The organism is Janibacter zhaoxuefangae (assembly GCF_050271985.1).
GTDB lineage: Bacteria > Actinomycetota > Actinomycetes > Actinomycetales > Dermatophilaceae.
On sequence record NZ_CP189849.1, the window covers coordinates 1,363,194 to 1,385,555 of the forward strand.

21 protein-coding genes are annotated in these 22,362 nt (G+C 71.0%); 5 read left to right on the forward strand and 16 right to left on the reverse strand.

All coding sequences use genetic code 11. The annotated features are described in order from the left end of the window. Positions 1 to 10: 10 nt before the first annotated feature. Positions 11 to 2,857 carry a cyanophycin synthetase gene (gene cphA / locus ACQBAS_RS06450; RefSeq protein WP_427385527.1) on the forward strand — a complete coding sequence of 949 codons (2,847 nt, stop codon included), beginning with the start codon at positions 11 to 13 and terminating at the stop codon, positions 2,855 to 2,857. Positions 2,858 to 2,924: 67 nt separating this feature from the next. Here the strand turns inward: cphA and ACQBAS_RS06455 are convergent, their stop codons facing one another. From ACQBAS_RS06455 to fabG, 3 genes are read right to left on the reverse strand one after another with little or no spacing between them, the layout of a single operon-like run. Then, positions 2,925 to 5,126, reverse strand: coding sequence for a tetratricopeptide repeat protein (locus ACQBAS_RS06455; RefSeq protein WP_427385528.1), 2,202 nt, complete (start codon positions 5,124 to 5,126; stop codon positions 2,925 to 2,927). A 22-nt stretch (positions 5,127 to 5,148) separates the two neighbouring features. Beyond that, complete coding sequence (gene fabI, locus ACQBAS_RS06460; protein WP_427385529.1) at positions 5,149 to 5,952, reverse strand: enoyl-ACP reductase FabI; 804 nt, start codon at positions 5,950 to 5,952, stop codon at positions 5,149 to 5,151. After that, a complete protein-coding gene (gene fabG, locus ACQBAS_RS06465) occupies positions 5,952 to 6,665 on the reverse strand; it encodes a 3-oxoacyl-ACP reductase FabG (RefSeq protein ID WP_427385530.1) in 714 nt (237 codons plus the stop codon). The genes fabI and fabG overlap by 1 nt, the downstream gene beginning before the upstream one ends. 138 nt (positions 6,666 to 6,803) lie before the next feature. Here fabG and ACQBAS_RS06470 point away from each other — a divergent pair, with 138 nt between their 5' ends. The 3 genes from ACQBAS_RS06470 to ACQBAS_RS06480 are packed head-to-tail and all read left to right on the forward strand — an operon-like array spanning position 6,804 to position 8,181. Further along, positions 6,804 to 7,094, forward strand: a complete 291-nt coding sequence (locus ACQBAS_RS06470) for a DUF3099 domain-containing protein (RefSeq protein ID WP_427385531.1) — start codon at positions 6,804 to 6,806, stop codon at positions 7,092 to 7,094. Further along, positions 7,091 to 7,327, forward strand: a complete 237-nt coding sequence (locus tag ACQBAS_RS06475) for a hypothetical protein (RefSeq protein ID WP_427385532.1) — start codon at positions 7,091 to 7,093, stop codon at positions 7,325 to 7,327. Before ACQBAS_RS06470 ends, ACQBAS_RS06475 begins: the two co-directional genes overlap by 4 nt. Beyond that, positions 7,324 to 8,181: an SURF1 family protein gene (locus ACQBAS_RS06480; protein WP_427385533.1), complete on the forward strand. Its 858-nt coding sequence runs from the start codon at positions 7,324 to 7,326 to the stop codon at positions 8,179 to 8,181. Before ACQBAS_RS06475 ends, ACQBAS_RS06480 begins: the two co-directional genes overlap by 4 nt. Before the next feature lie 10 nt (positions 8,182 to 8,191). Here the strand turns inward: ACQBAS_RS06480 and ACQBAS_RS06485 are convergent, their stop codons facing one another. The 7 genes from ACQBAS_RS06485 to abc-f form a co-directional block, all read right to left on the reverse strand. Continuing rightward, positions 8,192 to 10,069 (reverse strand): ABC transporter ATP-binding protein, encoded by a 1,878-nt coding sequence (locus ACQBAS_RS06485; RefSeq protein ID WP_427385534.1) that lies wholly within the window; start codon positions 10,067 to 10,069, stop codon positions 8,192 to 8,194. A 340-nt stretch (positions 10,070 to 10,409) separates the two neighbouring features. Next, complete coding sequence (locus ACQBAS_RS06490; protein WP_427385535.1) at positions 10,410 to 11,162, reverse strand: sirohydrochlorin chelatase; 753 nt, start codon at positions 11,160 to 11,162, stop codon at positions 10,410 to 10,412. Continuing rightward, positions 11,159 to 12,136, reverse strand: a complete 978-nt coding sequence (locus tag ACQBAS_RS06495) for an NAD(P)-dependent oxidoreductase (RefSeq protein ID WP_427385536.1) — start codon at positions 12,134 to 12,136, stop codon at positions 11,159 to 11,161. The genes ACQBAS_RS06490 and ACQBAS_RS06495 overlap by 4 nt, the downstream gene beginning before the upstream one ends. Then, a complete protein-coding gene (locus ACQBAS_RS06500; RefSeq protein WP_427385537.1) occupies positions 12,133 to 12,876 on the reverse strand; it encodes a phosphoadenylyl-sulfate reductase in 744 nt (247 codons plus the stop codon). Before ACQBAS_RS06500 ends, ACQBAS_RS06495 begins: the two co-directional genes overlap by 4 nt. Then, a complete protein-coding gene (locus tag ACQBAS_RS06505) occupies positions 12,873 to 13,079 on the reverse strand; it encodes a hypothetical protein (protein WP_427385538.1) in 207 nt (68 codons plus the stop codon). The genes ACQBAS_RS06500 and ACQBAS_RS06505 overlap by 4 nt, the downstream gene beginning before the upstream one ends. Beyond that, on the reverse strand, positions 13,076 to 14,755 hold the full coding sequence (locus tag ACQBAS_RS06510) for a nitrite/sulfite reductase (protein ID WP_427385539.1): 1,680 nt from the start codon (positions 14,753 to 14,755) through the stop codon (positions 13,076 to 13,078). Before ACQBAS_RS06510 ends, ACQBAS_RS06505 begins: the two co-directional genes overlap by 4 nt. Before the next feature lie 122 nt (positions 14,756 to 14,877). Then, a complete protein-coding gene (abc-f, locus tag ACQBAS_RS06515; RefSeq protein ID WP_427385540.1) occupies positions 14,878 to 16,476 on the reverse strand; it encodes a ribosomal protection-like ABC-F family protein in 1,599 nt (532 codons plus the stop codon). Positions 16,477 to 16,635: 159 nt separating this feature from the next. On the opposite strand from abc-f, the gene ypfJ reads away from it, so the two are divergent. Further along, positions 16,636 to 17,535 (forward strand): KPN_02809 family neutral zinc metallopeptidase, encoded by a 900-nt coding sequence (gene ypfJ / locus ACQBAS_RS06520; RefSeq protein ID WP_427385541.1) that lies wholly within the window; start codon positions 16,636 to 16,638, stop codon positions 17,533 to 17,535. Between the two features lie 117 nt (positions 17,536 to 17,652). Here ypfJ and ACQBAS_RS06525 read toward each other — a convergent pair whose 3' ends face one another. The 6 genes from ACQBAS_RS06525 to ACQBAS_RS06550 form a co-directional block, all read right to left on the reverse strand. Continuing rightward, complete coding sequence (locus tag ACQBAS_RS06525) at positions 17,653 to 18,945, reverse strand: hypothetical protein (protein ID WP_427385542.1); 1,293 nt, start codon at positions 18,943 to 18,945, stop codon at positions 17,653 to 17,655. Then, entirely contained in the window at positions 18,942 to 19,427 is a 486-nt protein-coding gene (locus ACQBAS_RS06530; RefSeq protein WP_427385543.1) for a hypothetical protein, read from the reverse strand. The genes ACQBAS_RS06525 and ACQBAS_RS06530 overlap by 4 nt, the downstream gene beginning before the upstream one ends. Positions 19,428 to 19,608: 181 nt before the next feature. Next, on the reverse strand, positions 19,609 to 20,190 hold the full coding sequence (locus ACQBAS_RS06535) for an acVLRF1 family peptidyl-tRNA hydrolase (protein WP_427385544.1): 582 nt from the start codon (positions 20,188 to 20,190) through the stop codon (positions 19,609 to 19,611). A 4-nt stretch (positions 20,191 to 20,194) separates the two neighbouring features. Beyond that, positions 20,195 to 20,527 (reverse strand): metal-sulfur cluster assembly factor, encoded by a 333-nt coding sequence (locus ACQBAS_RS06540; RefSeq protein WP_427385545.1) that lies wholly within the window; start codon positions 20,525 to 20,527, stop codon positions 20,195 to 20,197. Further along, positions 20,524 to 21,006, reverse strand: coding sequence for a Fe-S cluster assembly sulfur transfer protein SufU (gene sufU, locus ACQBAS_RS06545; protein ID WP_427385546.1), 483 nt, complete (start codon positions 21,004 to 21,006; stop codon positions 20,524 to 20,526). Before sufU ends, ACQBAS_RS06540 begins: the two co-directional genes overlap by 4 nt. Then, positions 21,006 to 22,349 (reverse strand): SufS family cysteine desulfurase, encoded by a 1,344-nt coding sequence (locus ACQBAS_RS06550; protein WP_427385590.1) that lies wholly within the window; start codon positions 22,347 to 22,349, stop codon positions 21,006 to 21,008. Before ACQBAS_RS06550 ends, sufU begins: the two co-directional genes overlap by 1 nt. Between the last annotated feature and the right edge of the window lie 13 nt (positions 22,350 to 22,362).

Below are 22,362 nucleotides of genomic sequence, written 5' to 3' on the forward strand. Positions count from 1 at the left end.
GGAGTCCCCCGTGACGACCGATCAGCGTCCCGTCCCCACCGGCCCGGCCGCGCCCGAGCTGCGGATCGTGCGACAGCGCATCTATCGGGGTGGGAACATCTGGTCGTATGCGCCGGCGATCCACCTGGTCGTCGACCTCGGCGTCCTCGAGGGGTACCCGACGGACACGCTCCCCGGCCTCACCGACGGTCTCATCGACCTGCTCCCCGGTCTCGGGGAGCACACGTGCAGCCGCGGCGTCCCGGGCGGCTTCGTCGAGCGGCTCCGCGAGGGCACCTGGCTCGGACACGTCGCCGAGCACGTGGCGCTGGAGCTCCAGCGACTCGCAGGCCACGACCAGCGCCGCGGCAAGACGCGTCAGGTCCCCGGCGTCGAGGGCCGCTACAACGTCATCTACGGCTACACCGACGAGACGGTCGGCATCGCGGCCGGCGAGCTCTCGGTGCGGCTGCTGAACCACCTCGTGCAGGCGGAGCCCGGCTTCGTCTTCGGCGACGAACTCGACCTCTTCCTGCGTCGCGCCGAGCGCGCCTCCTTCGGGCCATCGACGGCGGCCATCCTCGAGGAGGCCGTGTCCCGCGACATCCCCTACATCCGCCTCAACAAGGCTTCCTTCGTGCAGCTCGGGCAGGGCGTGCACGCGCAGCGCATCCGCGCGACCATGACCTCCCGCACCGGCGCGCTGGCCGTCGACCTCGCCGGTGACAAGGACATGACCGGCAAGCTCCTCGGCTCGGCCGGGCTCCCGGTGCCGCAGCAGGAGACGGTGCGCACCGAGGACGACGCCGTGGCGGCCGCGAACACGATCGGCTACCCCGTCGTGCTCAAGCCGCTCGACGGCAACCACGGTCGCGGCGTGTGCCTCGACCTGCGCACCGACGACGATGTCCGTCAGGCCTTTCCCGTCGCGAGCGAGCAGTCCCGCCGCGGCTGGCTCATCGTCGAGTCCTTCGTCACCGGTCGCGACTACCGGTGCCTCATCGTCGGGGGCCGGATGGTGGCGATCGCCGAGCGGGTGCCAGCGCACGTCGTGGGCGACGGGGAGCACACCGTCGCGGAACTCGTCGAGATCACCAACAGCGACCCGCGCCGCGGCGTCGGCCACGAGAAGGTGCTGACGAAGATCACCGTCGATGACGCCGCGATCGAGCTCGTCCGCAACCAGGGCCTGGAGCTCGACGCGGTGCCGGAGGCCGGCCGGATGGTCAAGCTCGCCCTCACCGGCAACATGTCGACCGGCGGCATCTCGGTCGACCGCACCTTCGACGCGCACCCGGACAATGTCGAGATCGCGGAGGAGGCCGCCCGGATGATCGGTCTCGACGTCGCCGGCATCGACTTCATCTGCCCCGACATCGCCGCGCCCGTGCGCGAGACCGGCGGCGCCATCTGCGAGGTCAACGCCGCCCCGGGCTTCCGGATGCACACCCACCCCACGGTGGGCGAGCCGCAGTTCATCGCCAAGCCCGTCGTGGACCTGCTCTTCCCGCCGGGTGCGCCCTCGCGGGTGCCGATCATCGCGGTCACCGGCACCAACGGCAAGACGACGACGTCCCGGATGATCGCCCACATCCTCAAGGGTGCGGGCACGAAGGTCGGGATGACCTCCACCGATGGTGTCGTCATCGACGAGCGGCTCGTCATCAAGGCCGACGCGTCGGGTCCGCGCAGCGCCCGCATGGTGCTGCAGAACCCGCGTGTCGAGGCCGCCGTCATGGAGGTCGCCCGCGGCGGCATCCTGCGCGAGGGCCTGGGTTATGACCGCAACGACGTCGCCGTCGTCACCAACATCGCGCCCGACCACCTCGGGATGGCCGGGGTCGAGACGATCGAGCAGCTCGCCGACGTCAAGGCCGTCGTCGTCGAGGCGGTGCCGCGCGACGGTTTCGCCGTCCTCAACGCCGATGACCCGCTGGTGCGCAGGATGCGGCGTCGCTGCTCGGGATCCATCGTCTGGTTCTCCCTCAAGGGCGCGGACAGCCCCGAGCGCCGTTTCATCGAAGAGCGCTGCCGCCGCGGCGGCCGGGCCGTCGTGCTCGAGCACACCGACAAGGGCGACATGATCGTCATCCGGCACGGGCGCCGCTCGATGCAGCTCGCGTGGACGCACCTGCTGCCGGCGACCTTCGGCGGCACGGCAGCCTTCAACGTCGCCAACGCGATGGCCGCAGCCGGTGCCGCCTTCGCCGCCGGTGTCGGCCTGCACGAGATCCGCCAGGGTCTGCGGACCTTCACGCCCAACTACTACCTCTCCCCCGGCCGCATGAACCTCATCAACGTGAACAACGTCGAGGTGTTCGTCGACTACGCGCACAACGCCGCCGGCATGAAGGTGGTCGGCGAGTTCGTCGACCGCTACGCGGCGGCCAAGGCCAGCCAGTCGGAGCTGGGGCGGATCAGCCGGATCGCCATGATCGGTACGGCGGGCGACCGTCGCGACGAGGACCTCCGCGAGCTCGGTGCCGTGGCGGCCCAGCACTTCGACGTGCTCGTCGTGCGCGAGGACCGACGGCTGCGTGGCCGTCCGGCCGGCGAGTCCGCTGCCCTCGTCGCCGCGGGGGCTCGCGCCGTCATGGACGCCGGCGAAGGTCGCTGCCGCGCCGTCGACATCGTCCTCAACGAGGTCGACGCTGTGCGCAACTGCCTCGCGCGGTCCAATCCGGGCGACATCGTCGTGCTGTCCGTCGACCAGCGGGGCGAGGTCGTCGCCGAGCTCGAGGCGATCACCAACTCGGCCCAGGCCGGCGCACGAGTGCCCGAGGAGAGCCTCGGCGACCCCGACCTCGACCCGGTCGTCCTCCAGCAGGAGGCGACCGTCTCGGGCGACGAGGCGGCCCGCCCCGGCGAGCAGATCTGACGCCTGACCGCTCACCCCGCACGCGCTGAGCGGTCAGGCGCTGACAAGACAGGCCTGACCGCTCCGCTCAGTCGATGAGGAGGTCGGCCGCGATCCGGTGCAGGTCGGCCCGGTAGGTCTGGGTGTCCTCGTCGGTCGAGCGCGCCAGCAGGGCCTCCAGCAGCCGGCCCACGGCGCGGTTCGCCTTGTCCGAGGCCAGATCATCGAGAGCGAGGAAGGCGATCACGGCGGCGCTCTCGGAGCGATCCGCCGCCAGCGCCTCCAGGAGTGCGCGCGAACGATCGATCTCACCGACGCTGCGCAGCGCGGACGCGAGCTGGATCTGCGAGCGGTGACGGTGGGGCTCGCGCAGGCCGGCCGCCAGGGCGCGCTCGTGCTGAGCGATGGCGTCGGTGGTGCGTCCGAGACGAGCCATGGCGCTGGCCACCTCGAAGAGGACCCGCGGATCGCCGGGTCGCTCCGCGAGCAGGGCTGCGGCCCCGCTGAGCGAGGCGTCCGGATCGAGCGTCGCCAGCCGCGCGAACTCCGCGTCGAGCGGGTGCTCCCCGCGGGCCGTGGTCACCTTCGTGCGGATCATCGCCGGGGAGTCCGGCGTGCCGCCGTGGGCGGTGATCCAGTCGCGGACGGCGCCCCGCTCCTCGTGACACATGACGGCGATGACGTCGCCGTCGACGGCACCCTCGGCCAGCAGCGCGAGTGCCTCGACCTCGCCGGGGGCGACGGGCACGTCCCCGACGCCGGCCCGCGCGAGGCCGCGGTGGTAGTGCTCCTCGAACTCGGCGTAGGAGCGGCCGCGCTGGTAGTGCCGCTTGTGGGTGATGACGATGTGATCGGCGGCGCGTCCCGCCATCTCCCCGAGGGACTCGAGGATGTCGTCCGTCCGGTCGCCCCCGGTGCCCAGGGCGAGCAGCAGGCGCCCGCCCGGGGCGCGTAGGCCGCGGGAGACGTCGAGGAGGGCCTCGAGGCCAGCCTCGTTGTGCGCCATGTCGACGACCACCGTCAGGGCAGCGTCACCGAGGCGCACGGTGTAGATGTTCATCCGGCCCGGGTTGAGCCGGTCGTCCGGGAGGAAAGTGGTCAGCCCCGCGATGACCTCCTCGCGGGTGAAGCCGAGCCCGAGTGCGGCGGCGGCGCCGGCGAGGACGTTGGCGACATTGTGCTTGGAGAGGCCGCTCAGGGTGGCGGGGACGTCGTCGAGTGCGACGAGTCGGTCGATGTTGCCGTCCGGGTGCAGGACGGCGACCTGGCCGTCGAGGACGGTGATGCCACGGCCGTCCACGGCCAGGGACTCACGCAGGGCCGGAGCGTTGGGGTCGAGGGAGAAGGCCCACGGGTGGGCCCGGGTGCGGTTCCGCATGGCCCACACGCGCGGGTCGTCGCCGTTGAGCACGGCCCACCCGTCGGGCCGAGTCACGGAGGTGACGATCGCCTTCACCTCTGCGAGCTGGTCCAGGGTGTCGACGCCGTCGACCCCGAGGTGGTCGGCGGTGACGTTGGTGACGACGGAGACGTCGTTGCGGCTGACGCCCATGCCGCGCAGGAGCAGTCCCCCGCGAGCCGTCTCGAGGATGCCGACCTCGATGCCCTCGGTCGACAGCACGGCGCGGGCCCCGCCGGGACCGGAGTAGTCGCCCGGCTCGACGACCTTGCCCTGGATGACGACGCCGTCGGTCGAGCTCCAGCCCGTCCGGCGCCCCGCGGTCATGCTGATGTGCGCGAGCAGGCGCGTCGTGGTCGTCTTGCCGTTGGTGCCGGTGACCGAGGCCACGGGCACAGTGGGCCGCAGCGTGCGCAGTGGCTCGCCCGCGTCCTCGTTCCGCAGGCGGGTGGCCAACTCTGGCAGGACCTCGGCGCCGTCGTCCCCAGCGAGCCATGCCGTCAGGAGGGTCTCGAGCACCTGGCCGAGGACGCGCGCCCGGCCGCGGCTGCGCATGACGTAAGCGACGACGACCTCGTCGAGGGTCCGACCGGGGCGGGTGCGCACCCCGAGCCGCTGGGTGCCGGCCTCCGCCGCCAGCAGGCGGACGGCACGCTCGACGACCCGTCCCAGGTAGACCTGACGCTGCTCCGTGCCGGGTTCGCCGGGACGTCCCCGTCGAACGCCGACCCGGGCCGCGATGGCCCGCAGGGTTGCCGTCTCGAGATCGAGGTATCCCGGCAGCCGCACGGTGGTCTTGAGTGCCGCCCTGGGAAAGTAGAGATTGGGTCCCTCGAGGACCCGGACCTCGACGACGGAGACGGGCGCGACGGTGGCGGGAGCGCTGGTCATGCGCGGAAGCCTAGTGAACGGTCTACTGCCCCATGGCGTGGACGCCGCCGTCGACGTGGACGATCTCGCCCGTCGTGGCAGGGAACCAGTCGGACAGGAGAGCAACGCACGCCTTTGCCGCGGGCACCGCGTCGTTGACGTCCCAGCCCAGCGGCGCCCGCTGGTCCCAGGTCTCCTCGAACTGCTCGAAGCCCGGGATGCTCTTGGCCGCGGTCGTGCGGATCGGGCCGGCGGCGACGAGGTTCGCGCGGATCCCCTTCGGCCCCAGGTCGCGGGCGACGTAGCGGTTGGTGGCCTCGAAGGCCGCCTTCGTCACCCCCATCCAGTCGTACACGGGCCACGCGAACTTGGCGTCGAAGGTCAGGCCGACGATGGCCGATCCCGGCGCCATGAGCGGCTCGGTCGCCACGGCGAGCGCCTTGAGCGAGTAGGCGCTGACCTGCATCGCGGTGGCCACGTCCTCCCACGAGCCCTCGAGGAAGGTGAAGGCGCCCGCGGGGGCGAAACCGATGGAGTGCAGGACCCCGTCCAGTCCGTCGACGTGCTCGCGCAGGCGCTCGGCGAGCGAGTCGAGGTGACCCTGGTCCGCGACGTCCAGCTCGATGACCGGTGCCGGCTGCGGCAGCCGCTTGGCGATCATCTGGGTGATCTTCATCGTCCGTCCAAAGGAGGTCAGCACCACCTGGGCGCCCTGCTCCTGTGCGAGCCGAGCGACGTGGAAGGCGATGGAGGACTCGGTGAGGACTCCGGTGACGAGGATGCGCTTGCCGTGCAGCATGGAGGGGCCTGCCTGAGAGGTCGGGTCGGTGGTCTGGTCGGTGGTCATCAGTGGCCCATCCCGAGGCCGCCGTCGACGGGAATGACGGCACCGGAGATGTAGGCCGCCGCGTCGGACGCGAGGAACGTGACCGCGCCGGTCACCTCGTCGGTCGTCGCGAAGCGGCCGGCGGGGATGGCGGCGAGGTACTGCTCGCGGGTCGCCTCGGGCAGCGCCTGAGTCATCTCCGTGTCGATGAAGCCGGGGGCCACGACGTTCGCGGTGATGCCGCGGCCGCCGAGCTCACGGGTGATCGAGCGGGCGAGGCCGATGAGGCCGGACTTGCTGGCGGCGTAGTTCGTCTGTCCCGGAGACCCGTAGAGGCCGACGACGCTGGAGATGAAGATGATCCGGCCGCCGCGGGCCCGAATCATGCCGGTGCTCGCGCGGCGGGCACAACGGAAGGCGCCGGCGAGGTTGGTGTCGATGACGGCGTCGAAGTCGTCGTCGGACATGCGCATCAACAGGGTGTCCTTGGTGATGCCGGCATTCGCGACGAGCACCTGGACGGGACCGCCGAAGTGCTCCTGCGCCTGGGTGAAGGCGGCGTCGACGGAGGCGGTGTCGGTCACGTCGCAGAGGACGCCGGCGAGGCCCTCCGGTGGCTCGCTCGAGCGGTGCGTGATGAGGACGTTGTCGCCCGCCTCGACGAAGGCTCGCGCGATGGCGAGCCCGATGCCCCGGTTGCCCCCGGTGACGAGGACGTTCCGTGCCTGACCCATGCTGCTCCTCTGCTGCCTCAAGACGGCCCGGTCAGCTCCGTGCCGAGGTCCGACGCTAGTCCACTACCGAGCGGTAGGGAGCGCCCGCGACACCGGGCGGACGGCGGGGCATTCGGGGGCCCGGCGTATCGTGGAGGCGTGCCAGAGCCCCAGCCCGTCCCGTCCGTGACCACCGCCCCGAGGACGGCTCGCGAGGAGCAGGCCGCACGAACCCGGCGCTATCTCATCACCATGGCCATCCGCACCGTCTGCTTCATCCTGGCCGTCGCGCTGGACGGCTGGCTCCGGTGGACCTTCGCCGCGGCCGCCGTGGTCCTGCCATACATCGCGGTCGTCGCGGCCAACGCCGTCCGACCCGTGGGTGGCGACACGACGGGCAGGTTCACCAACCCCGAGGACCGTGCCCGGCTGGAGCGTGGCCCCGCGTGATTCTGGGAACGGGCGCTGAACCGGCCGAGCGGACGGTGTGCAGCGCGAAGGGGTGCCGAGCCGCGGCCACGAGCGCGCTGCTGTGGAACAACCCGAAGCTGCACACGCCGGAACGTCGCAAGGTCTGGTTGGCCTGCGAGCAGCACACGGTGTCGTTGTCGGACTTCCTCGACGTCCGGGGCTTCCTGCGGGACACGTGTCCCGTCGGTGAGATTCCCGCCGACGCCGGATGACTCCGCCGACCGTGGCCGAGCGGGGGGCCGGCGAGCGGGTCAGTGGAGGGGCCGGTCTGGGTGCCGGCCTTCGCCTCCTGCTCACGCGGCGTTGGCTCCTCGCCCTCGCCGCCGCAATCCTCTTCGCCGTGGCCGCCTGGTACCTCGGCGGCTGGCAGTGGGGCCGCTACGAGACGAAGGCGGCCCGCGCGGACCGCATCGAGGCTCACTACGCGGCGCCCGCCGTGCCGCTGACGAGCGTCCTGACCGACGCCCCACTCCCACTCGCCGACGAATGGACCCGGGTGAGCGCCACGGGCCAGTACGTCGCCGACGAGCAGGTGCTCGTCCGGAACCGGCCGTGGGACGGGACCTACGGCTATGAGGTGCTGATCCCCTTCACGCTCGATGATGGGGGTACCGTCCTCGTCGACCGCGGGTGGGTCGCCAACTCCCCCGAGGGGGCTGACGTCACGCCCGAGGTGCCGGCCGTGCCCGCGGGTTCCATCGACCTCACCGGATGGCTCCGACAGGGCGAGGTGTCGCTGCACCGCGACATGCCGCAAGGACAGCTGGCGAGCATCAATATCGGCGAGGCCGAGCGTGCCGCGGGGACGTCCCTGCTGGGCGGCTACCTCGTCCTCGAGGGCGAGAGCAACCATGACGGGGCCACCCCGGCACGACCGCAGGCCCTCGAGGAGCCGGACACCGGGACGGGTCCCCACATGGCCTACGCCATCCAGTGGTGGGGCACCATGCCGGCCGGTTTCGTCCTCGTGCTCCTGGGGCTGCGGCGCGAACTGCAGGAGGGCCAAACCTCCGGCCGCCCAGCCCGGGAACGCAAGGTCAGGATCTGGGACGAGGAGGACGACTGAGCCCGACGGCTCAGACGTCGGCCGCGGCGGGCTCGGCGTACTGCGTGCGATGGAGCTCGCGGTAGAGGCCACCCGCGGCCAGGAGTTCCTCGTGGGTGCCCCGCTCGACGATCCGGCCGGCCTCGACGACGAGGATGAGGTCGGCTGCCCGGATGGTCGAGAGTCGGTGGGCGATCACGAGCGCGGTTCGGCCGCAGAGGGCGGTCTCGAGCGCGCGCTGGACGGCGGCCTCGGACTCGCTGTCGAGGTGCGCCGTCGCCTCGTCAAGCACGACCACACCCGGGCCCTTGAGCAGCAGACGGGCAATCGCGATCCGCTGCTTCTCTCCACCGGACAGCCGATGCCCGCGTTCGCCGACGACCGTGTCCAGGCCCGCCGGGAGACTGTCCACGACCTCGAGGATCTGCGCCGCCGCCAGGGCGGTGCGCATCTCCTGCTCGCTCGCCTCGGGGCGCGCATAGCGCAGGTTCTCCCGGATCGTGTCGTGGAAGAGATGCGCGTCCTGGGTGACGACGCCGACGGAGTCGTGCAGGGACGCGTCCGTGGCCTCGGTCAGGGGCAGCCCGCCGATCCGGACGGTGCCGCTGGTGGGGTCGTGCAGCCGGGCGACGAGCGTGGTGATCGTCGTCTTCCCCGCGCCGCTGGGACCGACCAGCGCCACCATCGCGCCGGCGGGGATCCGGAAGCTGACATCGGTGAGGGTGTCGGAACTGACGGTGCGGTCTCCGGTCGCCGTGCTCTCGAGGGAGGCGAGCGACACCTCGTCGGCCGACGGGTAGCGGAAGGAGACGTGGTCGAACTCGACGTCAAGGGACCCGGCCGGTAGCGGGCGTGCGTCCGGCGCCTCGACGACGGTCGGCTCGAGGTCGAGCACCTCGAAGATGCGGGAGAAGGAGACGAGCGCCGTCATGACGTCCACCCGGACGTTGGAGATGGCGGTCAGGGGCCCGTAGAGCCGGCCGAGCAGGGCCGCGAGTGCCAGGAGCGTGCCCACGCTCAGCTGGGCATCGACGGCCATGAGGCCGCCGAAGCCGTAGACGAGGGCCGTCGCGATGGAGGCCACGAGGGACAGGGCGACCATGAAGACGGCGCGGTTGACGGCGAGCGTCACCCCGACGTCGCGCACCCGCGCGGCCCGCTCGCCGTACTCCGCGACCTCCCGCTGCCGATCGCCGAAGAGTTTGACGAGCAGGGCTCCCCCGACGTTGAAGCGCTCCGTCATCCGTGACCCCATGTCCGCGTTGAGGTTCATCTGCTCGCGGGTGACTCCGGCGAGCTTCCGACCCATGAGCCGGGCGGGGATGAGGAAGAACGGCAGCAGCACGAGCGAGGACAGGGTCAGCTGCCAGCTGAGGCTGACCATGGCCCCCAGGATGAGGACGAGGGACAGCGCATTGCTGACGACCGAGGACAGCACGGTCGTGAACGCCTGCTGGGCGCCGATGACGTCGCCGTTGAGACGGGAGACGAGCGCGCCGGTCTGGGACCGCGTGAAGAACCCCATGGGCTGGCGCAGGACGTGCGCGAAGACCTCGGTCCGGAGGTTGTAGATCAGCCCCTCCCCGATGCGAGCCGAGTACCAGCGCTGGACCAGCGTCAGCAGGGCCTCGGCGACGGCCACGAGACCCACGACGAAGGCGAGTCGCACCACGAGGTCCCGGTCCTGGGGGATGACGCCTTGGTCGATGATCTCCTTCAGGAGCAACGGGGTGGCCACGACGGCGACGGCCGACAGGGCGACGATGACGAGGAAGACCACGAGGACTCTCGCGAAGGGGCGGGCATAGCCCAGGACCCGCGCGCCGGTGCCGGGCGGCAGGGGCTGGGATGCGACGTCTCCGTCACGTGACAGCGAACGCATGAGCTGCCAGTTGCCTTGCATGGACATCGTGGGCCTTCCGAGGGTGTGGTCGCTCCGAGCAACGCCGGGGCCGGTGCCCCGATTCCCGCAGTGCCCCTCGTCGCGCCCTTCGCCGAGAAGGGACACCTGATGTCCCAAACTCGACTGGAATGGGCCACCGGAACCCAGGAAGGGACACCTGATGTCCCAAACTCGACTGGAATGGGCCACCGGAGCCCAGGAAGGGACACCTGATGTCCCAAACTCGACTGGAATGGGCCACCGGAGCCCAGGAAGGGACACCTGATGTCCCAAACTCGACCGGAATGGGCCACCGGAACCCAGGAAGGGACACCTGATGTCCCAAACTCGGGAGAGGGGGCGCGGGTCAGGGGCGGTGGATCGTGTCCGTGGTCGACGACGCGTCGAGAATCCTCACGAGGACGAGTCGGGCCAGGGCGACCGTGGCCGAGAAGGTCCCCGGCACGAGGCGGTGTCCGACCGCGCCGGTCCGGAGACGCATCCGGTCCACGAGGACGCCGTCGGCCACCATGAAGGGGACGATGTCCGTCGTCGCCGGGGACAGTCCGCTGAGGACGTCCTCCAGTGCGGTCCCTCCCCCGAGGGCGGCGACGTGCCAGGTGGACCCGTCCGTGGGCGGTTGGTCCCTCAGCGTCGTCGCGATGCTCCGGGCCGCGGTGCCATCACTCGAGCCCGCCGCGAAGAGCACCGTGTGCCGGCCGGCGCGTTCCTGCTGCGGCCCGCCGAGGAGTTCGAGGGCGGCCACGAGCAGGAGGGGGTGCGGGCCGAGGGCCGACGTCGCGACGAAGGTGGGTGTCACGTGATCGTTCATCGCCGCGATCGCGGCGGGCACGTCGACGCGCGAGTGAAAGGCCGGGGTGAGCAGGACCGGAATGACGGGGACGGGGGCCGCGACGACCCCGACGGACGCGGCTGCGGCCGCTTTTGCGGGCGTCGGGCCGTGATGGTCGAGGTAGGCGACATGGATCTGCAGACCGGGGGCCAGGGCGCCGACGGTGCGGGCCAGGCGCTCTATACCCTCGCGGTGCCGTGGATCGGGCGACCCGTGCGCGAGGAGGACGAGCGGCCCGGAGGGACCGGACACGTCTTCCACGGTCATGCCGCCCCGTCCACCCTGCCCTCCGCCGGAGCGACCACCCCGACGGGGAAGCCGACCGGACGACCGGGTGCGACGACGCCCGGCACGATCTCCACAGCCAGCCCGTGACCGGCACAGTGGGCGGCCTCCTCCGCTCGACCCGGAGCCAGCGGCGGCACGTCGGCGAGACGGACGACGAAGCGACCTTCACGGGCCGCACGCACGAGGAGGGCGTTGATCGCGTCCTGGGAGAGCCCGTCGGACGTCCCACCGTGGGATGTCACACCGCCAGCCACCGCAGCCCGGCCGACGGCGATGACCTCGACGTCGTCACCGACCTCGGTGAGCACCTCCGCCGTGCTCGGGTCGTCGGCAACGACGACATCGGCGACGGCGAGGAGGGCGCGGGCGCGGACGGTCAACAGATCCGCCGGGCCCGCTGCGCCCTCGATCACGGCGACGCGGCCGCCCCACGGGTTGCCACCGGGGCGCTGTCGCCGCAGCGGCAGCGTTCCAGCGGCCAGCGCCCCCGCCACCGCATCGCGCACGGCCATCCCGCGACGCGGGTCCCCGCCGCCGGTCACGGCGACGACGATGCCCTCCCCGGGATCCTGCGCGTCGACGGTCGCCACGGAGGCGGACCACGCGGCCGAGCGCTCCGCGGAATCCGCGCGGACGCACCAGATCGCCTCGTCCGCCGCGCGGGCGGCGACGAGTCCGTCGACGTGCTCGTCGCCGGTGGCGCTGTGCACGAGCCACGCGCGGCGCGGTGACGTCAGGTCCTCAAGGGCAAATGGGCGGACGTCGAGCGTGACCCGACCGGCGGCCGCGGCCTCCCGCAAACTCGCCGTGGCCTCCTTCGCGACGACGTGCACGAGTGCACCGTCATCGGCCGCGCGCAGCGCGCGTCGGGTGGCCACCTCGCCGCCGCCGACGACGAGGACGCGTCGACCGGTGAGGTCGAGGAAGAGCGGGTGCCGCGGCGAGGTGCTCACGTGTGCAGGCCGCACTCGACCTTGCCGGTGCCGGACCAGCGGCCAGCGCGCGCGTCCTCGCCCTCGGCGACGGGCCGCGTGCACGGGGCACAGCCGATCGAGGTGTAGCCCTCCTGCCGCAGCGGATTGAGGAAGACGCCCTGCTCGCCCGCGTAGCGGTCGACGTCCTCGTCGGTCCATGCGGCGATCGGGTTGACCTTGACCATGCCGCGGCGCTCGTCCCACCCCACCAGGGTGATGTCCGTGCGGGTGGGGGCATCGGCCCGGCGCATGCCGGTGACCCAGGCCGAATGCTCCGACAGCGCGCGTTCGAGCGGCTCGACCTTGCGCATGGCACAGCACGCATTGGGGTCCCGGTCGTGCAGCCGCGGGCCGTGCTCGGCATCCTGTTCCGCCACGGACAGCAACGGGAGGATCGTGCGAAGGCGGATCGGCAGCATCGCGGCATAGGCATCGCGGGTCCCGAGCGTCTCGGCGAAGTGATAGCCGGTGTCGAGGAAGAAGACGTCGGTGTCCGGCACCGTGGTCCCGACCAGGTGGACGAGGACCTCGTCCCCCATCGAGCTCGCGACGGTCACGTCGTCACCGAAGGCGGAGCGTGCCCACCGCAGCACCTCCCGGGAGAGTTCGACGCGCGCGGCGTGGTCCTGCGCCTCGGTCTCGAGCGCGGCGAACCGGGCCGTGGCCTCGTCGGCGAGGGATCGCAGGTCCGTGGCTCCGTCGTGCGTGAGAGCGGTCATGCCTGGTCCTCCCGGTGGATCGTGCTCGGGTCGACTCGACCCGGGATGAGCGACTCGTCGTTGCCGCCCCAGGCCTGCACGACGAAGGTGCGGGTGCAGGACTGGCATTTCCACCCGTGGTCGGGTTCGGTCACCGGCCACAGGTCCTGCTCGGCGCAGAACGGGCAGTGGTGGATGGCGGCAGGCCGCAGGCGCGCGGTCATCGGAGGTCGTCCTCTTCGGCGCGGTGTGCCCAGCGAGCGAATGACTCGTCCGGGGTGCGCTGGTCGAGGTAGTGGCGGGTGACGCGCTCGACGTAGTCGGGCAGGTCCTCGGCGGCGACCTTGAGGGCGCGCGTCTTGCGCGCCAGGCCCGGCTCGGTGCCCAGGGCTCCGCCGAGGTGGACCTGGAAGACCTCGGTCAGGGTGCCGTCGTCCGCCTTGCTGACCATCCCCTTCAGGCCGATGTCCGCGACCTGGGTGCGGGCGCAGGCGTTGGGGCAGCCGTTGACGTGGATGCTCAGTGGGACGTCCAGCTCCGGCAGGCGCTGCTCGAGTTCGGCGACGACGGTGCGGGCACGCGCCTTCGTCTCGACGAGGGCCAACTTGCAGTACTCGATGCCCGTGCACGCCATGACGCCGCGCCGCCACTCGCTGGGGTCGGCGGGCAGGCCGAGATCGGCGAGGGTACGGGTCAGCGCCGGCGCCTTGGCGGGCGGCACGTCCAGGACGAGGAGCTTCTGGTGGGCGGTGAGGCGCACCCGGCCCGAACCGGCGGTCTCGGCGGCGTCCGCGACGGCGGTGAGGATCGTGCCGCTGACGCGTCCGGCGATGGGGGTGACCCCGACCCAGACGTTGCCGTCGTTCTGGGGGTGGACCCCGACGTGGTCACGGCGGTGGGCACTGGGGGTGGCCGGCGCCGGACCGTCCGCGAGGCGGCGACCGAGGTACTCCTGCTCGAGGACGTTGCGGAACTTCTCCGGGCCCCAGTCGGCGACGAGGAACTTCAGGCGGGCGCGGTTGCGCAGGCGCCGGTAGCCGTGGTCGCGGAAGATGCCGCAGACGCCGGCCCAGACGGCGGGGACGTCCTCGAGCGAGACCCAGACACCGAGGCGCTCCGCGAAGATCGGGTTGGTCGAGAGGCCGCCGCCGACCCAGACGTCGAAGCCGGGGCCGTGCTCGGGGTGCTCGACCCCGACGAAGGAGATGTCGTTGATCTCGTGGGCGACGTCGAGGCTGGGCGAGCCGGAGATGGCCGTCTTGAACTTGCGCGGCAGGTTGGAGAACTCCGGGCTGCCGATGTGGTCGCGCACGATGGCCTCGATCGCGGGGGTGCCGTCGATGATCTCGTCGGCCGCGATGCCGGCGACCGGGGAGCCCAGGACGACGCGCGGGCAGTCGCCGCAGGCCTCGGTCGTGGTCAGGCCCACGGCTTCGAGGCGACGCCAGATCTCGGGGACGTCCTCGATCCGGATCCAGTGGAGCTGGATGTTCTGTCGGTCGGAGATGTCCGCGGTGTCCCGGGCGAACTCCGTGCTGATAGTCGCGATGGTGCGCAACTGCTCGAGGGACAGGGCCCCACCGTCCGAGCGGACGCGCATCATGAAGTACTCGGCGTCGAGTTCCTCCGGCGCGAGGGTGGCCGTCTGGCCGCCGTCGATGCCGGCGGCTCGCTGCGTGTAGAGCCCGTACCAGCGCATCCGACCGCGAAGGTCGTCCGGCGTGATCGCCGCGAAGCCCTCCTTCGAGTAGACGTCCTCGATCCGGCGGCGCACGTTGAGGGCGTCGTCCTCCTGCTTGAACTGCTCGTTGTGGTTCAGCGGAGTGCGGTCACCATCGGCCCACGCACCGGTGGCCTTGGTGCGGGTCGGGCGGGTCGTCATCTCGGTCACCCGCAGCATTCTACGCGGCTGGTTATGGATCGCATAACCGTCCATTATGTGAATGGTGGTGCCTGACGGCCCGACCCGAAGGGGGGCCGGCGAGGGTCTGGCGGTGATCTGACAGCTACCCGGGCGGCCGGTCAGGCGAGGGACACGAGATCGCGGTAGTCGGGACCCCAGAGGTCCTCGATGCCGTCCGGCAGCAGGAGGATGCGCTCCGGCTGAAGCGCCTCGACGGCGCCCTCGTCGTGCGTCACGAGGACGACGGCACCCTTGTACGTCGACAGGGCGCCGAGGATTTCGGCCCGGGAGGCCGGGTCGAGGTTGTTCGTCGGTTCGTCGAGGAGCAGCACATTGGCCGAGGACACGACGAGCAACGCCAGCGACAGTCGCGTCTTCTCGCCACCCGAGAGCACACCGGCCGGCTTGTCGACGTCGTCCCCGGAGAAGAGGAAGGAGCCGAGGACCTTGCGGACCTCCGTCTCGCCGAGGTCCGGGGCGGCCGACTTCATGTTGTCGAGCACGCTGCGATCGACATCGAGGTTCTCGTGCTCCTGGGCGTAGTAGCCCATCTTCAGGCCGTGGCCGGGCTCCACCTGGCCCGTGTCCGGGGTGTCGACGCCGGCGAGCATCCGCAGCAGCGTCGTCTTGCCGGCGCCGTTGAGCCCGAGGACGACCACGCGGGAGCCGCGGTCGATGGCCAGGTCGACGTCGGTGAAGATTTCCTGGCTGCCGTAGGAGCGCGACAGGCCGCTCGCACGCAGGGGCGTCCGGCCGCACGGTGCGGGGTCGGGGAACCGCAGCTTGGCGACCTTGTCGCTGACCCGCTCCCCCTCGACACCGGCCAACATCTTCTCGGCGCGGCGCATCATCTGCTGCGCGGCGACCGCCTTCGTCGCCTTGGCACGCATCTTCTCCGCCTGCTCCAGCAAGGCGCCTGCCTTCTTCTGCGCGTTGGCGAGTTCGCGCTTGCGGCGCCGCTCGTCCGTCTCGCGCTGCTGGAGGTAGGTGCGCCAGCCGACGTTGTAGACGTCGATCTCGGCGCGGTTGGCGTCGAGGTGGAAGACGCGGTTGACGACGACCCCGAGGAGCTCGACGTCGTGGCTGATGATGATGAGCCCGCCCTTGTAGTTGCGCAGGTAGTCGCGCAGCCAGGCGATGGAGTCCGCGTCGAGGTGGTTCGTCGGCTCGTCGAGCATGAGCGTGGTCGCGCCGGAGAAAAGAATCCGCGCGAGCTCGACGCGACGGCGCTGACCACCGGACAGGGTCCCGAGCGGCTGATCGAGGCGTCGCTCCTCGATGTTGAGCGCCGAGGCGATGGACGCGGCCTCGGACTCGGCGGCGTAACCACCGGCGGACGCGAACTCGTCGTCGAGTCGGGCGTAGGTGCGCATCGCGCGCTCCTGGATCCGCTCGTCGGTTGCGGCCATGCGCTCCTCGGCGACGCGGCGCTCGCGCACGATCGTGTCGAGGCCGCGGGCGGACAGGATGCGCTCGCGGGCAGTCACGGTGAGGTCGACGCCGCGGGGGTCCTGCGGCAGGTAGCCCACCTCGCCGGTGATCGTCACCTGGCCGGCGGCCGGCTGCCCCTCCCCCGCGAGCACCTTCGTCAGGGTGGTCTTGCCTGCGCCGTTGCGGCCGACGAGGCCGACGCGATCGCCGGGGGCGACGCGGAAGCTCACCCCTTCCATGAGGATCCTCGACCCGGCTCGCAGCTCGATGTCACTGGCAACGATCACGGAAGGGGTCACTCCTGCTCATGGGGGTCGGTGCCGCGGGTTGGCCGGCACCGGGCGCGACGCACCGGACGCCCCGAAGGGGTTTCGGCGCCCGGCTCCGGGATAGTCTAGGCGAGCAGTGCAGCCAGCACGTCGCACCCTGACCGCGGAGGCCGGTGGATGAGTTTCAACGACAACGCCCAGATCGACACCTCGAACGTTGAGTCCGGGGGCAGTGGAGGGCGCGGAGGCGGGATCGCCGTCGGTGGCGGTATCGGTGGTCTGATCATCGCTCTGCTCGTGTTCCTCTTCACGGGGCAGTTGCCCGACACGGGCACCACCACGACCACCACCGACTCCTCGCAGGAGCAGGAGGCCGACCCCGACTGGCTCGCCAACTGCAAGACGGGCGCGGACGCCAACAAGGACGACCGGTGCCTCGTGGCGGCCACCGCCGCCTCGGCCGAGGCCTACTGGGAAGAGGCGTTCACCGGCGAGGGCGGGTTCCAGCCGGCCACGACCGTCGTCTATCAGGGCACGACGCAGTCCGCGTGCGGCACGGCCAGCAACCAGGTCGGCCCGTTCTACTGCCCCACCGATCAGAAGATCTACGTCGACGCCGACTTCTTCCAGATCCTCAGCACCCAGTTCGGTTCTGACGACGGCCAACTCGCCAAGGAGTACGTCGTCGCGCACGAGTACGGCCACCACATCCAGAACCTCTACGGCATCCTCGGCAACGCCCAGCAGGACCCGCAGGGCGCCGAGTCGGGTGCCGTGCGCATCGAGCTCATGGCGGACTGCTTCGGCGGCATGTGGGCCCAGCACGCGTCCAGCACCGATTCCGGCAACGGTGAGCCCTTCCTCAAGAAGCTGACGGAGTCCGACATCAAGTCGGCCCTGTCCGCGGCGTCGGCCGTCGGCGACGACAACATCCAGGAGAAGACCCAGGGACGCACAACGCCGGAGAGCTGGACGCACGGCTCGGCCGAGGCTCGGATGACCTGGTTCGTCACCGGCATGAAGGCCAAGAAGGTCAACGACTGCGACACCTTCGCGGTCGACAGCGTCTACCAGTGACCTGAGTGACCTGACACGAGCAGACGGAAGGGGGCGCCCCGCCATTCACGGCGGGGCGCCCCCTTCGCTGTCTCCCAGTGTGGGACATCAGCGGTCCATTCCTCGGGGCGAGCACCCTCAGGTGGTGCGGTGGCTCGGCGAGACGGCGAGCCCGAAGTTCGTGGTCGTGGCCTTGTAGAGCCGCACCAGCGTCCCCTTCGGGTAGTAGCGGTTGACCGGGAACGAGGCCCTGCCGTCCATGTCCGTCACCCGTGAGCGGATCCACTTCTCCGTCTCGCCGGGCTTGCGGACCCGCAGCGTGATGGTCAGGCCGGAGATCCCGGAGCCGCCGACGCCGCGCGTCACCTGGGCGGAGACCCCGGCCCCCTCGTCCCAGTTCCACGGCCAGGAGGACGACATGGAGACGGGAGCCGGTCCGGTCGTCTCGAGAGTGACGCTCGTGTCCCACTGCCCCTTGTTGAAGGTCGTGTAGGGGCCACGCAACCAGGCGACCGACACCGGTCCGTCCTGGGCGCCCCACGGCGTGGCGGGCGTGCGGTTGCCGCCAGGGGTCGTGTTGCTCGTCAGCTCCCGCCGAGTCCACGTCTCACCTCCGTCGGTCGTCCGGTACTCCTCGAGTTCGCGGGTGCCGGACTCGAGCACGTCACGGGAGAGGAAGGCGCGCGCCGGGTCGTCGTGGCGCATCGTGATGCCCCACGGCGTCGTGGCCATGCGCACGAGCGTGCGCTGTACCCAGGTGCCGCTCCGACGCTGGAACCATTTGTCCGTCCACGGCCCTTCCGGCCCGCCGGTGTTGAGGACGATGGTGGGCTGGCCCGTTGACGTCAGGGCAATGTCGTAGACCCGGGCTTCGCCATCCGCGCTGCGCCCGTCGTAGATCTGGGTTCCCTCCACCGGGTCGATGGGCCGCGGCTCGCCGCTGCTGGTGCCCGCGACTTCCGCCAGCGTGCGGATGGCGCTCCCGTCGCTCTGCCGGAAGACGCCGTCCTTGAGGTACATGTGGAACATCGAGCTGGGCTGAATGGACCCATTGGCTGTCGTGTTCGAGACGGCGATGTGGACGGTCCGCCATCCGGTCGTGACGAACTTCGGGTAGGGAATGCTGTCGGTCAGGGCGATGCTGAAGAGGGCCACCGCCGGCGTCCAGCGGACGAGGTCCTTGCTCGTCGTCATGACCCAGCGATGATCGCTCTGGCGCCGGGTGAAGACCGTGTAGGGGTTGGCGTTGCCGCGCAGCCGCATAACGGTCATGTAGGTCGACTTGTCGTTCTCCAGTCCGGAGCCGACGAGCAGCCGCTGCGCGCCGAACGACGTGATGTCCCCCGCGCTGGTCGTGATCTTGTAGCGCGGCGCGACCGATCCGTGCGAGTTCCAGAACGCGGCGATCCGTCCGTCCGGGAGCTCGATCACGTGGGCGCGTTGTGGTCGTCGGCTTGAAACCGTGGGTGCACGACGGCGTGCCGCAGTCTCGCCGTTCCACGATCGACGCTCGTGACCTGGATGTCGCCATTGTTGGCCACACTCCCGAAGTAGGTGGCCTTGCTGGTCGCCATCACCCGAGGATCCATGTACCAGGACCAGGCCGAGTGGGCGACGAGCGGCGTCACCCGCGTGGGCGTGTCCGCGGCGGACCCCGACCCTGCAGTGGTCGGCGCGGCCTGCACGAGGGGCGCGGGCGTTGCCCGATAGGCGCCCGGCGCGACCTTGCCCGGGCGGGTCCAGGGCTTCGGGTCCGTGATGGGCAGTGGCGGTGGGTCATCGGCCGTCGTGAACCCCGCTGAGCTGCCGGTCGAGGCCCTCGTCGTGACCCCGCTGGCGACAGTCGGCCCCGTGACCAGCCCCATCGTCACCGCAGCGGCAACGCCCGCCACCAACGCTGTCGCTCTTCGCATGGCCCATCTCCCCTGTTGTGCAGGCCGCCGTCGGCACCCCCCCTTCAGGGTAGGAAGCGCGACGGACGCAGGGTGGGAGAACTGGTGATTGCGTCGCGTTTGCGCGTACTACGCGCACATGACGGACATATCCGGTTCGCCACTCGGGCAGGCACGCCGGGGGTACAGGGACCGCCGAGTGTCAGGGACCGTCGAGCTCGAACCGCCACGAACGAGCCCGGCCGAGCGTCGCGCGCAGCACGGCGAGATTGGGGTCGGCGAGGTCGTGCAGGGCATGCCGCGGCAGCCCGACCAGGGGCCGAATCACGGGCTCGTCCAGGAGGGACGCCACGAGGGCCTTGTCGCCCCCGACGACCAGAGCCCGGAGAGCATCGGCCCGCTCCCCCGCCGGCGGGCACAGCAGCCGAGCGGCATGTCCGGCGACGGCCTCGACGAGGGCGTCGGCCTGATTGCCACGTCGGCGGGCGAAACGCTGCTGGGACCAGCCGCCGGCCGCCGTGCGCGACTGGACATAGCGGGTCCCGCACTTGTGGGAGAGGAGGTCGCTGCCGCTGGCGAGGCCAACCGCGTAGCCGCCGCGCCGAATGAGGATGAGTCCGAGCGGGTCGAGGACGAGGCGTTCACCTCGCGCGACCACCCCGTCCCCGCCGCGCACCACGATGCGACCGCCGAGGGGGTCGTCGACCCGGTCGACGACCCCCTCGTGGCGGCCAGCGAAGTTCTCGACCCAGCGCTCGAGGCGCTCGGGCGGGACCTCGATCACGCGATCAGAGATTGAAGCCCAGCGCGCGCAGCTGCTCGCGCCCGTCGTCCGTGATCTTGTCCGGGCCCCACGGCGGCATCCACACCCAGTTGATCCGGTGGCCGGCCACGAGGCCCTCGAGCACCGACGTCGTCTGGTCCTCGAGCACGTCTGTGAGCGGGCAGGCCGCCGATGTGAGCGTCATGTCGATGATGGCGTGGTTCTGCGGGTCGACGGTGATGCCGTAGACGAGCCCCAGGTCGACCACGTTGATCCCCAGTTCGGGGTCGACGACGTCGCGCAGGGCCTCCTCCACGTCGGCCACGTTGACCGGCGATCCGGTGGTCGTCTCGCTCATGGGGTTTCTCCTTGTTGTCCGGTGCCGGTGGGCACCTCGTTCAGGGCACCACTGAGGTGCAACGCGTCGGTGAACGCCATCCATCCCAGCAGGGCGCACTTCACCCGCGCCGGGTACTGGGCGACGCCGGCCAGGGCCACACCGTCGCCGATGACGTCCTCGTCGCCGGGGTCCTGCCCCTTCGACGTGAGCATGGCCTTCATCGCCCCGTGTGTCTCGAGGGCTTCGGCCACCGTGTGGCCGATGAGCTCGTCCGTGAGGATCGAGGTGGAGGCCATGGAGATCGAGCAGCCGAGGGCGTCGTAGGAGACGTCCGAGACGATTGCCTCCGGCCCCGTCCCGTCGAGGTGCAGTCGCAGCGTGACCTCGTCGCCGCAGGTCGGGTTGACGTGATGCACCTCGGCGAGGTGTCCCTCGCGAAGACCCGCGTGGTGCGGCCGCTTGGAGTGCTCGAGGATGAGCTCCTGGTAAAGGTCCATCAGGCTGACGCCCCCCTCTGGCCACCGGCGACATCAACACCGGCGACATCAACACCGGCGACATCAACACCGAAGACGCCCGGCACACGGTCAAGGGCCTCGAAGAACGCGTCGATCTCCGCCTCGGTCGTGTACGCGGCCACGGTGACCCGCGCCGTCGCGGCCACGGCGAATCGCCGGTGCAACGGCCACGCGCAGTGGTGGCCCACGCGGACGGCGACTCCGGCGTCGTCGAGGATCTGCCCCACGTCATGGGCGTGCACGTCGTCCACGACGAAGGCGACAGTCCCGCCGCGGTCCGCCGTGTCCAACGGACCCACGACACGCGTCCACGGACGAGCGGCGAAACCGTCGAGCAGGCGCTGGGCCAACTCGACCTCGCGGGCGTGGACGCGGTCCATCCCGAGCTCGGTCAGGTAGTCGACAGCGGCCGCGAGCCCGAGGGCCTGGGCCGCCATCGGGACGCCGGCCTCGAACCGCTGTGGCGGGGGTGCGTAGGTGCTCCCCTCCATCCGGACGGTCTCGATCATCGAGCCGCCGGTGATGAAGGGGGGCATCGCCGCGAGCACCTCGGGGCGGCCCCAGAGGACGCCGATCCCCATCGGCCCGAACATCTTGTGGCCGGAGAAGGCCAGCAGGTCGACACCCAGCTCGGTGACGTCGATCGGCAGGTGCGGGACGGACTGGCACGCATCGAGCACGACCAGTGCACCGACCTCACGAGCGGCCGCGGCGATCTCCCGGACGGGGTTGATCGTGCCGAGGACGTTGCTCGCGTGGGCGAAGGCGACCACCTTCGTGCGCTCGCTCAGCAGCGAGCCGAGGTCCGCCAGGTCGAGCCGACCCTCGTCGGTCAACGGAATCCAACGCAGCGTGGCCCCGGTCCGACGGCAGAGTTCCTGCCACGGGACGAGGTTCGCGTGGTGCTCCATCTCGGTGACGAGGACCTCGTCGCCGGCGCCGAGCGTGAAGCGCTCACTGCCCGGGATGGCCGGGTGCGGCGACGCCGCGAAGGCGTTGGCCACGAGGTTGAGCGACTCGGTCGCGTTCTTGGAGAACGCGATCTCGTCGGCCTGCGCACCGATGAAGGCGGCGATCCGTGCCCGCGCACCCTCATACGCCTCGGTGCCCTCCTCGGAGAGCTGGTGCGCGCCGCGGTGCACCGCGGAGTTGAGCCGCTCGTAGAAGTCGCGCTCGGCGTCGAGGACCATCGTCGGCTTGTGCGACGTGGCCCCCGAGTCGAGGTAGACCAGCGGCTTGCCGGCACGCACGGTGCGCGTCAGGATCGGGAAGTCCGCACGCAACCGCGCGACCTCCTCCTCCGTCAGCGCCCGCGCTGCCATGTCGTTCACTGCG

Excerpts from the sequence above, each read along its gene's own strand:
- ACQBAS_RS06540 (WP_427385545.1), bottom strand. The coding sequence starts at position 20,527 with ATGAGCGAGACGACCACCGGATCGCCGGTCAACGTGGCCGACGTGGAG.
- ACQBAS_RS06530 (WP_427385543.1), bottom strand. The coding sequence starts at position 19,427 with ATGCGAAGAGCGACAGCGTTGGTGGCGGGCGTTGCCGCTGCGGTGACG.
- ACQBAS_RS06490 (WP_427385535.1), bottom strand. The coding sequence starts at position 11,162 with ATGACCGTGGAAGACGTGTCCGGTCCCTCCGGGCCGCTCGTCCTCCTC.
- fabI (WP_427385529.1), bottom strand. The coding sequence starts at position 5,952 with ATGACCACCGACCAGACCACCGACCCGACCTCTCAGGCAGGCCCCTCC.
- ACQBAS_RS06550 (WP_427385590.1), bottom strand. The coding sequence starts at position 22,349 with ATGGCAGCGCGGGCGCTGACGGAGGAGGAGGTCGCGCGGTTGCGTGCG.
- fabG (WP_427385530.1), bottom strand. The coding sequence starts at position 6,665 with ATGGGTCAGGCACGGAACGTCCTCGTCACCGGGGGCAACCGGGGCATC.
- ACQBAS_RS06485 (WP_427385534.1), bottom strand. The coding sequence starts at position 10,069 with ATGTCCATGCAAGGCAACTGGCAGCTCATGCGTTCGCTGTCACGTGAC.
- ACQBAS_RS06455 (WP_427385528.1), bottom strand. The coding sequence starts at position 5,126 with ATGACCAGCGCTCCCGCCACCGTCGCGCCCGTCTCCGTCGTCGAGGTC.
- ACQBAS_RS06480 (WP_427385533.1), top strand. The coding sequence starts at position 7,324 with ATGACTCCGCCGACCGTGGCCGAGCGGGGGGCCGGCGAGCGGGTCAGT.
- ACQBAS_RS06500 (WP_427385537.1), bottom strand. The coding sequence starts at position 12,876 with ATGACCGCTCTCACGCACGACGGAGCCACGGACCTGCGATCCCTCGCC.
- sufU (WP_427385546.1), bottom strand. The coding sequence starts at position 21,006 with ATGGACCTTTACCAGGAGCTCATCCTCGAGCACTCCAAGCGGCCGCAC.
- ACQBAS_RS06510 (WP_427385539.1), bottom strand. The coding sequence starts at position 14,755 with ATGCTGCGGGTGACCGAGATGACGACCCGCCCGACCCGCACCAAGGCC.
- ypfJ (WP_427385541.1), top strand. The coding sequence starts at position 16,636 with ATGAGTTTCAACGACAACGCCCAGATCGACACCTCGAACGTTGAGTCC.
- ACQBAS_RS06505 (WP_427385538.1), bottom strand. The coding sequence starts at position 13,079 with ATGACCGCGCGCCTGCGGCCTGCCGCCATCCACCACTGCCCGTTCTGC.